12 protein-coding genes are annotated in these 13,432 nt (G+C 59.9%); 4 read left to right on the plus strand and 8 right to left on the minus strand.

Features of this window, described 5'->3' with window-relative positions:
* Nucleotides 1-82 precede the first annotated feature (82 nt).
* Nucleotides 83-1,063, plus strand: a complete 981-nt coding sequence (gene pta / locus BQ9843_RS04160) for a phosphate acetyltransferase (protein WP_022387743.1) — start codon at nt 83-85, stop codon at nt 1,061-1,063.
* 111 nt (nt 1,064-1,174) lie between these two features.
* Here pta and BQ9843_RS04165 read toward each other — a convergent pair whose 3' ends face one another.
* From BQ9843_RS04165 to BQ9843_RS04200, 8 genes are all read right to left on the minus strand, one after another.
* Nucleotides 1,175-2,914, minus strand: a complete 1,740-nt coding sequence (locus BQ9843_RS04165) for a [FeFe] hydrogenase, group A (RefSeq protein WP_075843990.1) — start codon at nt 2,912-2,914, stop codon at nt 1,175-1,177.
* Nucleotides 2,908-4,737: an NAD(P)-binding protein gene (locus tag BQ9843_RS04170; protein WP_075843991.1), complete on the minus strand. Its 1,830-nt coding sequence runs from the start codon at nt 4,735-4,737 to the stop codon at nt 2,908-2,910. Before BQ9843_RS04170 ends, BQ9843_RS04165 begins: the two co-directional genes overlap by 7 nt.
* A 389-nt stretch (nt 4,738-5,126) precedes the next feature.
* On the minus strand, nt 5,127-6,293 hold the full coding sequence (locus BQ9843_RS04175; RefSeq protein ID WP_075843992.1) for an acetate/propionate family kinase: 1,167 nt from the start codon (nt 6,291-6,293) through the stop codon (nt 5,127-5,129).
* A 168-nt stretch (nt 6,294-6,461) separates the two neighbouring features.
* Nucleotides 6,462-6,797, minus strand: coding sequence for a histidine triad nucleotide-binding protein (locus tag BQ9843_RS04180; RefSeq protein ID WP_040220863.1), 336 nt, complete (start codon nt 6,795-6,797; stop codon nt 6,462-6,464).
* Between the two features lie 173 nt (nt 6,798-6,970).
* Nucleotides 6,971-7,240: an exodeoxyribonuclease VII small subunit gene (xseB, locus tag BQ9843_RS04185; protein ID WP_022387738.1), complete on the minus strand. Its 270-nt coding sequence runs from the start codon at nt 7,238-7,240 to the stop codon at nt 6,971-6,973.
* Nucleotides 7,241-7,286: 46 nt separating this feature from the next.
* Nucleotides 7,287-8,819 carry an exodeoxyribonuclease VII large subunit gene (xseA, locus tag BQ9843_RS04190; protein ID WP_326844825.1) on the minus strand — a complete coding sequence of 511 codons (1,533 nt, stop codon included), beginning with the start codon at nt 8,817-8,819 and terminating at the stop codon, nt 7,287-7,289.
* A 143-nt stretch (nt 8,820-8,962) separates the two neighbouring features.
* Nucleotides 8,963-9,667, minus strand: a complete 705-nt coding sequence (locus tag BQ9843_RS04195) for a zinc metallopeptidase (RefSeq protein ID WP_075843993.1) — start codon at nt 9,665-9,667, stop codon at nt 8,963-8,965.
* A gap of 322 nt (nt 9,668-9,989) precedes the next feature.
* Entirely contained in the window at nt 9,990-10,361 is a 372-nt protein-coding gene (locus BQ9843_RS04200) for a heavy-metal-associated domain-containing protein (protein WP_075843994.1), read from the minus strand.
* Between the two features lie 215 nt (nt 10,362-10,576).
* Between BQ9843_RS04200 and BQ9843_RS04205 the strand changes: the two genes are divergently transcribed.
* From BQ9843_RS04205 to BQ9843_RS04215, 3 genes are all read left to right on the plus strand, one after another.
* A complete protein-coding gene (locus BQ9843_RS04205; RefSeq protein ID WP_075843995.1) occupies nt 10,577-11,320 on the plus strand; it encodes a DUF3793 family protein in 744 nt (247 codons plus the stop codon).
* Between the two features lie 40 nt (nt 11,321-11,360).
* Nucleotides 11,361-11,780: a flavodoxin gene (locus BQ9843_RS04210; protein WP_075843996.1), complete on the plus strand. Its 420-nt coding sequence runs from the start codon at nt 11,361-11,363 to the stop codon at nt 11,778-11,780.
* Between the two features lie 273 nt (nt 11,781-12,053).
* Nucleotides 12,054-13,280 (plus strand): iron-containing alcohol dehydrogenase, encoded by a 1,227-nt coding sequence (locus tag BQ9843_RS04215; protein WP_075843997.1) that lies wholly within the window; start codon nt 12,054-12,056, stop codon nt 13,278-13,280.
* Nucleotides 13,281-13,432: the final 152 nt, after the last annotated feature.

Consider the following 13,432-nt stretch of genomic DNA (forward strand, 5'->3'; position numbering starts at 1 on the left):
GTGGTACCTATAATGTTTCGTGCCACACAAGGAATGCTCAACATGAACTTGAATGTTTGTGCGCAAAGAGATGAGGAGAGACATGAGCGATTTCCTGGACCGTATGAAAGCTGCTGCCAAGGCAGACAAGAAGACCATCGTTCTTCCCGAGGGTGAGGACCCCCGCACCATCGAGGCTGCCAAGAAGATTGTCGAGGAAGGCCTTGCCAACCTCATCATCCTGGGCGACCCCGCAGAGATCGACGTTCCCGGCGCCACCGTTATCAACCCCCGCACTGCCGAGCGCAAAGAGGATTATGCCGCCAAGTTCGCCGAGCTTCGCGCTAAGAAGGGCGTCACCCTTCCCGAGGCTCGCGAGCAGATGAACGACGCCACCTACTTTGGCACCATGATGGTCAAGATGGGCGACGCCGACGGCCTGGTCTCCGGCGCTTGCCACTCCACGGCCAACACCCTGCGCCCCGCACTGCAGATCCTAAAGACCGCCCCCGGCACCAAGCTGGTCTCGGCCTTCTTCATCATGTGCACCAAGACCCCCGAGTACGGCGAGAACGGCACCCTGCTGTTTGCCGACTGCGGCCTGAATATCAACCCCACCGCCGATGAGCTCTCCGAGATCGCCATCGCCTCCGCCGACTCCTGGCGCGCCTTTATGCCCGGTGCCGACCCCAAGGTCGCTATGCTCTCCTTCTCCACCATGGGCTCCGCCAAGGGCGACGTTCCCGCCAAGGTCCAGGAGGCCGTGCAGCTTGCCAACGAGAAGGCTCCCGAGCTTGCTCTCGACGGCGACCTGCAGCTCGACGCCGCGCTCGTGAAGTCCGTGGCCGAGCTCAAGGCTCCCCACTCCTCCGTTGCCGGTAACGCCAACATCCTGGTCTTCCCCGACCTTGAGAGTGGCAACATCGGCTACAAGCTCGTTCAGCGCTTCGCTGGTGCCGAGGCTTACGGCCCCGTGCTCCAGGGTATCGCCAAGCCGGTGAACGACCTGTCCCGCGGCTGCTCTGCAGACGACATCGTGGGCGTCGTTGCCATCACCGCCGTCCAGGCTCAGATGGCCGAGTAACCTTGCTGCTCAAAAGCCCTTTTCTAACGCGCCTGTCTACGCGGTAAGAATTCGCCCTCCCCCGTAACGACCAGTCGGTCAAAGCGAGGGAGGGCGTTTTTTATCTACAGGCTACGGCATATCCCAAGCCGTATGATCTGTGTGCAGCAGCTTTTCGGAAAGCTCGGAAAGCGGCTCGCACAGAAAGTCTCGATAGCAGGCTGCCACGTCGGGATTCTCGTGGCTAAAGCGGATCTGCGCATCATGGTCAAGCGCTCGCAGCACCGCCGCCCTCTCGTCGGCAAGCTCAACGCCATCCTGAATGGGCTGGCCGCCACCGCCAACGCAGCCGCCCGGGCACGCCATGACCTCAACGAAGTCATAGTGCACAGCGCCGCGCTCCAGCGCATCGAGCAGCTTGCCGGCATTTGCCAGGCCATGGGCTACCGCCACGCGCAGCTCGCGGCCGTTGAGGTCGAAGACGGCCTCGCGCCAGCCATCACAGCCACGAACCCCCTTAAAGGCATCGGGCGCGGGATTCTCCCCCACTACAAGGAAATATGCCGAGCGCAGCGCCGCCTCCATAACGCCGCCGGTCGTGCCAAAGATCACACCGGCACCCGTGCCAAAACCAAGCGGTCGATCGAGCTCGCGATCTTCGTAGCTGGCGGGGTCCATATGCGACGCCCGAATCATGCGCACGACCTCGCGAACCGTCAGGACAACGTCAACATCGGGGTCGCCGCCCTCCCCCACCATGGTGGGAAGCGCGGCCTCGGTTTTCTTCGCAACGCAGGGCATGACCGAGACGCAAAAGACATCCTTCGCCTCGACACCAAGCGCATCGGCATAATGCGTCTTTGCCATGGCGCCAAACATCTGCTGCGGGGACTTCGAAGTCGAGACCTGCGGCACGAACTGCGGATAGCGCGCCTTGACGTAGCGCACCCAGCCCGGACAGCACGACGTCATGAGCGGCAACGCGGGCGCATCCTCGCCGCCGGCGTCATGCCTGGCAATGCGGTGCAGCAGCTCGGAACCCTCTTCCATAATGGTGAGGTCAGCCGAGAAATCGGTATCGAAGACATAGCTCGCACCCATGGCATGCAGGAGGGAGCAGAGGCGCTCGACCGTTGCCTCCTCACGGGAAAGACCCAGCTCCTCTCCCCAGGAGGTGCGCACGGCAGGAGCGATCTGGAACATGACGACTTTGTTCGGGTCTGCCATGGCGTCAAAGACGCGCTCGGTGTCGTCGCGCTCACGAAGAGCGCCCACGGGACAATGGGTGATGCACTGACCGCACGCGGCGCAGTCGACCTCGGTGATGGGCTTGCGGCCGCACACGTCCACAGAGGCATGCGAGGCGCGATTGGTAAGGTCCCAGACCCCAAGCCCCTGAACCTTCTCGCACACCTGGATGCAACGAAGGCAGCGGATGCACTTCTCGTTATCGCGAATAAGCGGGAACGTGCGATCCCAGGAGTTATGCTCAACATGCTTCTTGTACGGAAGTCGATAGATGCCCAGGTCGTTGGCTACGGTCTGAAGAGTGCAGTTGCCAGAACGCACGCAGCTCGTACACGAGGAATCGTGCTGGGAGAGCAAAAGCTCGACATTGGTCATGCGCGCGGCACGGACCTTGGGCGTGTTCGTATGGACGACCATGCCATCGAGAACAATGTTGTTGCAGGCGGCAACAAGGTGTTCGGCGCCCTCGACCTCAACAACGCAAACGCGGCAACCGCCCACCTCGTTTAGATCCTTGAGATAGCACAGTGTTGGGATCTTGATGCCTACAGAAGCCGCCGCTTCCAGAATCGTCGTGTTGGCGGGCACTTCGCAGACGTTACCGTCAATCGTAATCGTTACCATTGGTCAATCCTCCCTCCGCGAAACGAGCCAAAGCCAAAGTGGTCGCAGCGCAGGCAGCGTGAAGCCTCCTGGCGCGCCTCTTCGGACGAGAGACCCTGCTCAACAAGCTCCCAATCATCGATGCGCTCGCCAGCCTCGCGCTCCTTGAGCTCGCACCGGCCACACTTGTGAAGGCCCTTGAGCTTGAGTGAAGGAAGCTCGGTATCGATGCCGATCTTGTGATCGAAGCCAAGATAATGGTCGATATTCGCAGCTGCGACCTTACCCGCATTGATGGCGCGAATAACCGTTGCGGGACCGGTCTGGCAGTCGCCACCGCAAAACATGCCGTCAAACCCAGGAACGCTTCCATCGGGCTCGGTGAGGATGCGTCCCCATTTGCAGGCAACACCCATAGCCTCAAACGGCGCAGAGACGATATCCTGGCCGATGGCCACGTAGATGCGCTCGCACGCAATCACGCGTTCGGCTTCTTCGGAAGCTCGCGGTGCCGGGCGACCACGACGAGGCTCGCCGATGATCTGAGGCTGAACGCGAAGGCCGCAGGCATGTCCGGATGCATCGACCTCAACCGCAACAGGGGCCGTGAGCTCGAGAATTTCGCAGCCTTCGGCCTGGGCACCGGCGATTTCGGCATCCTGCGCCGTCATATCGCAGATACGGCGACGGTAGACGATGGAAACCTTTTGTGCGCCAAGACGAACAGCGGAGCGAGCAACGTCCATGGCGACGTTTCCGCCTCCCACGACCACGATGCGCTGGTCCGAAAGGTCGGGCATGACCTCGTCGCCAATGGCGCGAAGCATCTTCACCGCAGACTCGACGCCGGGCGCATCTTCGTTGGGAAGGCCAAGCTTCTTGTCTGCATGCGCACCGATTGCCAAATAGACGGAATCGAAATCGGCACCAAGACGTTCAAGCTCCGCGGCATCGATGGAATGCTCGAGTTCGACATCGATACCACAGGCGAGAATCCAGTCAATCTCGGACTGAAGGCGCTCGCGAGGCAAGCGATAGCTGGGAATGCCGTAGCGCAGCATGCCGCCAAGATGTTTACGCTGCTCAAAGATCGTGACCTTATGGCCCATAACAACGAGGTAGTAAGCGCACGAAAGGCCGGCGGGGCCGCCTCCGACAATGGCAATCTTCTTGCCTGTGGCAGACGCGATCGCAGGGCGGTAATCGCACTCCATATGCTCGGTAGCAAAGCGTTTGAGCGCAAGGATGTTCATGGGATCGTCTACCATGCCACGACGGCAGTGCATCTCGCATGGATGCTCGCACACAAGGCCGCAGACGCACGGCAAGGGGTTGTCCTTACGAATGAGCTTGACGGCATCGGTGTTGCGCCCAGCCTCCACCAAAGAGATGTAGCCGGGAATATCAACATGAGCAGGGCAGCCGGAAACGCAGGGAACCTGTTCTGCTCTGTCGAACCCGCAGCTATGATGCTGAATGTGATGTTCAAAGTCGTCACGGAAACCGCGGATGGCGGTAAGGGCCATCTCGCCCGCCTCGTAACCGATGGCGCAATCGCTCGAATAATAGATGGTCTCGGCCGTGCGCTCGATAAGCGCGAGCGTGTCGTCGTTGGCATCTCCCTCAAGCACATCCTGCAAAAGGTCATCGAGTGCACGCAGTCCGACTCGGCACGGCGTGCACTTGCCACAGCTCTGCGTCGAACACATGCGTACGAGCGCTGCGGTGAACTCGACAGGACATGGCGCGAGCGAACTCACTGCCAGCCTGCGGCCAAGCGCGTCGTGCAGATCGTCCATGACCGCCTGCGCATGGCTGCGCTCCATTACGTGAAGTCTTGCCATACAGTCTCCCCTCTCCATAGCAACACACAGCAAGTAAGCCTAAACTTACTTGTCTACCTTGCATTTCTCCTCTTGTTGCAATGAGCTATCGCAAAGCAACAAATTGGTGCAAGTGTATCGGCTGCCATTTCTTCCAAGACGGATGCCCTCCCCCAGCGGCCTTAAATAGCCCGCAGGCGAAGCTATTTTGACTCGGCATACAAAAGATGAACATCTTTGTTCGGACCGTTCACCAAAAGGGACGGCCACGGCTAAAAGCAAAAAGAGCATGGGGGAATCGCCTGGAATCCGAGTGGTGCCGTGGAGTAGCGCGGGCCAGTTGCGCGATAAAAAACGCCCGGCCGCACAGGGCGACCGGGCGCATGCATCAATCGAGCAATCAGCTGAGATTAGCCAAGCAGGGCCTCGACATCAAGAGCGATCATAAGCTCCTCGTTGGTGGGAACCACGAGAACGCGAATCTTGGAATCCGGCGTGGAGATGACGCGCGGATCGTCGGAACGGATGGCGTTGAGCTCGGGATCGATCTTGACGCCCATCCAGGCCAGACGGTCGGCAACGCCCTGACGCATCTCGGCAGAGTTCTCGCCAATGCCCGCAGTGAAGGCCATGGTGTCCACACCCTCCATGGAAGCAGCCATCTCGGCGAAGAGCTGGCTCGTGCGATAGTAGAACATCTCGAGGGCCATGGCGCACTTCTCGTCGCCCTCGGCAGCAGCGGCCGTGATGTCACGGGAATCGGAAGACTTGGCAGAAACAGCGAGCAGACCGGACTGCTTGTTCATCATAGTGTCGATCTCGTCGATGCTCATGTTGGCAACGCGGTTGAGATAGAACACGGTAGCAGGGTCGACAGTGCCGCAGCGGGTACCCATGACCAGGCCGTCGAGCGGGGTCAGGCCCATGGTGGTATCCATGCACTGACCGTCCTCGATGGCGCACAGAGAAGCGCCAGAGCCCAGGTGGCAGCTCACGAGCTTGTGGGTCTCGTGGTTGGTGAACTTATCAACGGTGCGCCAGATGTAGCGGTGCGAGGTGCCATGAGCGCCGTACTTGCGCACATGGTAGGTGTCGACCACGTCACGCGGAATGGCATAGCGCCAGGCGTGCTCGGGCATGTTGTAGTGGAATGCGGTATCCGGAACAATAACGTTGCCCAGCTCGGGGAACATCTCGCGGCAAATCTCGATAACATCGGCCTCGGCATAGTTGTGCAGCGGGGCAAGCGGTGCAACCTCACGGACCCAGCCGAGGGTCTCGTCGGTAACGACCTTGGACTCGGGGAAGTACCAGCCGCCTTGAACGACGCGGTGGCCGATGCCCTCGATGGGCTGGTCGACGGTCTTGAGGATATCGAAGACATGCTTGATGGCCGTCTTGTGATCGGGCAGGGCAACCTCCAGGGTATCCTTCTTGCCATTCTCGGAGTGGCCGATGAAGGAACCGTCGATGCCGATGCGCTCGCAGTTACCCTTGGCAAAAACCTCACCGGTCGTCGTGTTGAGCAACTGATACTTGAGGCTCGAGCTGCCTGCGTTCACAACAAGAACGTTCATGAATCTCCTATCTTCAAGATACTTTCAAGCGTGTCGAGGACGCACCCTCGACACAACGGTGCCCATAATACGCCAGAAACGGCGTCTGCATGGGCAAAATACGCAACTGCTACAGGGTATTTACAACCAAATACGACGTTAACGCTGGGGAAACGTTGTCATGCATACCTAGATGAGGTTCTCACCAAGGTCGCATCCGCCCAGCACGTGCATATGGAAGTGCATCACGGTCTGACCGGCGTCGGCGCCGGTATTGGTAATCACGCGGAATCCGCCGGTAAGGCCCTTTGCGCGCACAACCTCGTCCACAGCGTGCGCCATGGCGGCGAGCGTCTCGCCCGGCACGCCATCGCAGATGTTGGCGTAGTGCTCCTTGGGGATAACAAGCGTGTGCACGGGCGCCTGAGGGTTCAGATCGTCAAAAGCGATAACCTGATCGTCCTCATAGACCACGGTAGAGGGAATCTCGTGAGCAGCAATCTTGCAGAAGATGCAGTCTTCCATGTTGGGTCCTTTCATGTTGAGTTGCAAGGCCAAAGCTTCAGCCGCACGGTGCACGGCAGCCGGACGCAAAGCCACGACAGCGCAGGCCTCCTCGATTATACGGCGAGCACGGGTGAGCCGGCCGCATCTATCTCACCGCAAGCGGCCGAGGCCGGCGCATCCCCGGCGCACCCTTATAAAAAGCTCGGCTTGTCCTCCGTGCTCGCTGCGTCTGCGGGCTGCAGCACATCGTTTCCATCGATATCGGCCATGAGCACCGAGACCTTCTGCTCGGCATCTGCCAGGCGACCGCGCAGGCTGCGAAGCAGCTCCACACCACGTGTATAGCTCTTAAGGGAAGCCTCAAGTTCCATATCGCCCGATTCGAGGTTGCGAATGATGTGCTCGAGCTCGGTCGATGCCTCGCGGTAGCTCAGCTCGTCTACGTTGGTCTGGTTCTCCATTGTCACAATCCCTTTCTTCCAAGGTATCTATATCCAAAAGTTCCCGCTAGTTCGCAGGGTCCGCAGCATCGACGTTCAGGTTGTCTGCCGCCTCGACAGACGTCACGCGTGCGCGCACGTTACCGTCGGCGAGCGCAATGCGAACCTCGTCGTCCGGGCGCGCATCGGCAATACTCGTGAGCACTCCTGTGGGCGCATAGGCAATCGAGTATCCGCGCGCAAGGACCTTGAGCGGAGAAAGCGCATCAAGTGCCGCGGCCGAAGACGCCAGCTGCGAATGAGGAGCGTTAAGAAGACTCGCGCCCACATGGCGAAGCTGCGAGGTGGAGAGCTCGAGCGCGTGACGTTTCTTGGAAAAGCCCGCAGTGGCCCCACGCAAACGAGGGGTCACAAGCTCAAGCTGCTGCGCAAAACGCTTATGCGCGTGTTCAATAGCCGCGTCCAAACGCTCGGCGGTTTGCGAAAGCTCCACCCGACGGCGATCCACAATAACCGTAGGGTCGGTCAGGCAGGGACGGGCGGCAGCTGCCTCGAGCGTGAGGCGTATGCGCTCCAAGCGCGCGTCCATAGCCCTCTGCACGCGCTGCAAATCATTGCCAAGAGCATCTTGGGCTGCAGCCAGACGCACGTTCATCGCGTTTGCCAGGCGGCGTTCGCGCGTGGAGGTCACCTCGACGAGGTCGGCAAGGGCGGGCGCCACCGACTCCGCCGCGGCCGTAGGCGTCGAGCAGCGTCGATCGCTCACCATATCGCAGATGGATGTGTCGGGCTCGTGGCCGATACCAGTCACCACGGGCACCGGACAGGAGGCCACGGCGCGCGCCAAGCACTCATCGTTAAAGGTCATAAGGTCCTCAAACGAACCGCCTCCGCGCACAAGCAAGATGCAGTCGGGAGCAGGCTCGATTGCGGCGGCGCGGCGCAAGGCCTCGATAAGCTCGGCAGGAGCCCCCTCGCCCTGAACCTTCGCGCCCACGCAGATAAGCTCCACAAGCGGGTTGCGGCGGCGCAGCGTACGCTTCACGTCGTCGATCACCGCGCCCGAAAGCGACGTGACCACGGCCACGCGATTGCAAAACACGGGAACATGGCGCTTGCGTGTCTCGTCCATAAGGCCCTCGCGGCGCAGCTTCTCGGCAAGAGCCGCCACCTGCTGACGAAGCAGGCCCTCCCCCGCAAGCGAGAAACTCCGCGCAATAAAGCTCATGCGCCCCGTGGGCTTGTACAGATCAAACGAGCCGGTAAACTGCACCTGTAAGCCGTCGCGCAAATCGAAGGCACGCTTTAAGTAGACGCCGCGCCAAATCTTGCAATCGACCGCAGAGGAATCGTCTTTAATCTGAAAATAGCAATGGCCGCTTCGAGCGTTGGGGCCGCGAAAACCCGTCACTTCGCCAATTACCGTGAGCTGCGGGATGGCATCGAGCGCATTCGCCGCTATCTCGACCGCTTGGGAAACAGAAAGGGCGTCGGTGTCCTTTCCCGCAGCGGATTGCCCCGCGGCCTCGCTATCGGCCATGGCGTTCGCAAAGTCGATAAACGAGCCCGAAGAGGTCCCGGTCAAGTTCCAGCCTTCCACTATCAGCCCCCTCTCTTTTTATATGAAGCATCGTCTTATCAAATAACAAGTCTATCGCGCCGCCCGGACAGGAACGACGCGATACTGCTCCCCGCATGACAAAAGCCCACGGGTTTGTTTTGTCATATTTCTCGATAGGGTCGCTAATCGTTACGACGAGACGTACGAGCAAGCAGGTAGAGCAGCTGAATCACCGAGGAGAGGGCAGCCGCCACGTACGTAAGCGCAGCTGCGGTGAGTACCTTCTTGGCGCCGCGCACCTGCTGAGCGCTCATGCCCGATTCCTGGATATAGCGCACGCCGCGACGGCTTGCATCGATCTCGACCGGCAAGGTAACGACCTGGAAGAGAACGGAGAACGAGAAGAGCCAGATGGCAAGCGTGGTCAGGCCCGCAAGGTTCAGTGCAACGCCGAGGATAAAGACGATCGTCCAGGCGTTCTGGGTGAGGTTCACGACCGGCACCAGGGCCGAGCGGAGCTTCATCATCGCATAGCCCTGCTCGTGTTGAGCGGCGTGACCCGCCTCGTGGCAAGCGACGGCAACGCTCGCGACCGACCCGCCATACTGGTTATCGCGCGAAAGATAGAGGCTGTTATCGGTAGGGTTGTAGTTATCGGTAAGGGTGCCGCCAATGCTTTTGATGCCAACGTTTTGACAGCCGTTGGCGTCGAGCATGCGGCGCGCCGCCTCGGCGCCGGTGATGCCATCGGACTTGACGTTAGACCAGGTGCCGTACGTTGACTTGATATACGCCTGGGCGGCAAGACCGATAACCGTGGAGACAAGCACTACGAGCAAGTAAAGCGGATCTATTCCGTAGCCGTAACCGTATCCGTAATAAGGCATGTGTGTCCTCCTCATTTCAAATTTAAGGAAGTGTACCCAAAAGCCCCTTGCTCCCATGTGACAAAAAAACGACAGGTTTATTTTGTCACATCCAAGCCTTCGCCGAGGAGCGCTTCCCAAGAAGCCCCAGCTAGATGCCTATGTGACAAAAAGACGACAGGTTTAATCTGTCACATTTTGCCACTGGCCGAAATGTCGAGTTACCGTGGACGAATCGAAGACGGCTCCTTGGCCGCCACGCCTTGTCATACCGCCTGCCGCAGCGACGGCCACCACGCGACGTCCGAGCTACAACGCGCCGCAACGCATGCGCCCGGCAACACTATGGCTGCAAGATTTTATAGCCCGCTTTGCGCACGGCATCCGAAAGAGCCCCCTGATCGATTGGAGTCTTCGATCGAACCGTGGCGATACGACTCCCAAGGTCAACCGTGGCCCAAGTCCCCTCGACGGCATTCAGGGCATTGGCGACGTTTTGCGCACAGCCCTCGCAACTCATGCCGCCGATGAGAAAATTCGCTTGATACGGATAGTGGGAGACATCGATATCGGCCACGATAGCCCTCTTAACACGCGCGCGCTTCTGCCCATCCGAGCAGCAGCTCTTGCCAGAAAAACTGGCAACAATGCGAGAGAGACCTAAGAAGAATCCCACCGCAATGATGATCACGACGACGACAGTGGATACGGACATATCAATGTGCCTTTCTTGTTGGTGGGCAACCCCCGAGCCCATGCGCTGCCGACTGTACCCCGCTCGGGTTGGGAAGCATCGACCGTCATATAAGTTTAATCAAGTTGACTTTTTCTCTTGACTGCAGCGCTGCAAGGCTATAAGTTCCCCATAGTTAACTTATGGTAACAACCCGCTGCTCCCTGCACGCAGCGAAACCACGAGAGGAGAACGCCATGACATGGCCCATCGATGTCCAGGCCCTCGAACAAGCCATAGTGCGCAACTGCTCCCCCACTTTGGCTGCGCTAAAACCCGCCAGCCTGTTCACCTTTCCCGGCTCGTTCACAGCGCAAGCGCCCGAAAGCCAGAACGAAGCAAGCGCGCGCAGACAGGCCCTTCTCGAAGCTGTGAAGTATTGCCAACGTCAAGTTTCAAACGCCGGGGTCGCAATCCGCATTCTGGCCTGGAAGCGCTGCGGAGCCCTCGTCTACGTGTATCGCCCTCGCGAACTTGCAGCGTATCTTGTCGACCAGCGGGCGGCGCATCCGCTCGAGAACGAAGGGTATCGCCCCGGCGATCTCGATGCGTGCCTCGATGAGCTGTCGCGTCGCCTGCAGAACCGGTCGAGCGAGAGCGCCAAACAAGGCGCCAAACGCGTGCACGATGAAAGCAAGCCCTGCCCCTGCAACAATCGCGTTTGCCGAAGTGAGTTTCCGCACGAAATCGGCTTTTTCCTGGGCTATCCCTACGAAGACGTGATCGGCTTCATCAAAAACCGCGGGCAAAACTACCTCGAAGTTGGCCCTTGGAAGGTATACGCCAACCAAAACCAAGCAAGGCGGACGTTCGCTCGCTACCGACGCTGTGCACGCATATACGCTCGCGCATATCGAAGCGGACAGAGCCTTCGCCGCCTCACAGTAAGCCCCGCGGCAAGCGGGCGCAACGCAACGCGCCCACAACACGTACAACGGTAATCCTTCCCATCCGGGCATCGATCGAACAAAGGAGTTCAACATGAGCAAGGTAGCAGTGGTGTATTGGACCGGCAGCGGCAACACCGAAGCGATGGCAGCGGCAGTGGCCAAGGGAGCCGAGGCAAAGGGTGCAACCGTCGAACAGATTCTAGCCGCCGATTTCTCCCTCTCCGCAGCCGAGGAATACGACGCTTACGCCTTTGGTTGCCCCGCCATGGGTGCAGAGGAGCTTGAAGACAGCGAATTCCAACCCATGTGGGACGAAGTTAAGGGCAGTCTTGGCGACAAGAAAGTCGTACTCTTTGGCTCTTACGGCTGGGGCAGCGGGGAGTGGATGGATGCCTGGAAGGAAGATGCCGAAGAGACCGGCGTCAACGTCATCGACTCCCTCATCATCAACGAACAGCCCGATGACGACGGCATTGCCGCCTGCCATGCCCTCGGCGCTCAACTCGCCTAGCAGCCCATGTGACAGCAAGTCGACAGGTTTATTCTGTCACATCCGACCGCTCAGCGGTCGACACCTCCATGTGTGCCAAATAGTCGACTGGTTTAATCTGTCACATTTTGCCGTCTATCAAAAAATATCAAGCCCTCCGGCAGCGGCATGTGCGTAACTGCCGAGCGCCCCATCTCAGCTAATTTGCGTCACCGCCCAAATAGCGCCCGTTGGCCCCCATCGGCGGGCGCTATAGTAGATGTCGCCACGACACCATCGAGAAAGGGCGTCCCCATGAACGATTTTTCCTTCTATTCGCCAACGCGCATCATGTTTGGCCGCAAAATGGCCGACCACGTAGGAGAGCACATCGCAGCCGCTGGCTACACCTCGGTGCTCCTGGTATACGGCACCGGATCCGTAGTGCGCACTGGAACGCTCGAACGCGTTAAGGCCTCACTCGACGCCGCGGGCGTTGCACACGTGGAGCTCGGCGGCGTACGCCCCAACCCCGAGATTTCCTCGGTTCGCGAGGGCCTGCGCATCGCACGCGAGGCAAACGTCGACTTGATTCTGCCTGTAGGCGGCGGCAGCGCCATCGACTGCGCCAAGGCCATTGCCCTGGGCATTCCCTACGACGGCGATGTCTGGGATTTCTTCCGCAAGCGCGCCGCGCCGGCTCAGCGCGTAGACGTCGCCTGCGTGCTCACTCTCCCCGCATCCGGTTCCGAAGCCTCCAATTCCTGCGTCATCAGCAACGATGCCGAGCACCTCAAATGCGGCTGCAACACCGACCTCAACCGCCCCGTCATGGCGTTCATGGACCCCGAGCTCACTTTCACCCTGCCGCCCTACCAAACCGCAGCGGGCATCACCGACATGTGCGCGCACATCATGGAGCGGTTCTTCTCCGGCCAGCCCGCGGTTCCCGTCACCGACAACATCGCCTGCGGCCTAATTCGCGCCATCATGGATGCGGCACCGCGCGTAATGGAAGATCCGCAAGATTACGACGCGCGCGCCAACATCATGTGGGCAGGCACCCTCGCTCACAATGGCATCGCAGGCTTGGGTCTGGGCTGTGCCGGTGGCCGCGATGGCGACTGGACCTGCCACGGCATGGAGCATGAGCTCTCGGCCTTTGATGTGAAGATCACGCACGGTGCCGGCCTCGCGGTACTTTTCCCCGCCTGGATGCGCTACGTGTGGCGCGAGCACCCCGAGCGCTTCTTGGAGTTTGGCCGTCAGGTCTTTGGCATCGAGCCTGTGGACCCCGAGGCAGACGGCGTAGACATCACGCCCGAGCAGGCAATCGAAGATGCCGTGATGGAAACCATCGACGAACTCCAGGAGTTTTTCTGCTCCCTCGGCATGCCGCGCACGCTCGCGGAATTTGGCATGAAGGCCGATGATATCGACAGCCTGATGCCGGGCCTCAAGATCACGCGCGGCGAGGTGTTTGGCAACTTCAAAAAGCTCACACTGGACGACGCCCGCGCGATTTACGAATCTGCGCTCTAACCAGAAGCCCGACCGCGCCACCCGTTGTCGCCCGCGTCACCTCGATCGTCACACGCGGAAGCCGCAACGATGCGCATCGCACCGGAGCACGCCCGGCCCTGGCGCGCACATGATCAAACGCAACGCGCCCCCGCCGAGAATCAATCTCGGCG

The sequence above is a fragment of the Collinsella bouchesdurhonensis genome (genome assembly GCF_900155365.1).
Lineage (GTDB): Bacteria > Actinomycetota > Coriobacteriia > Coriobacteriales > Coriobacteriaceae > Collinsella > Collinsella bouchesdurhonensis.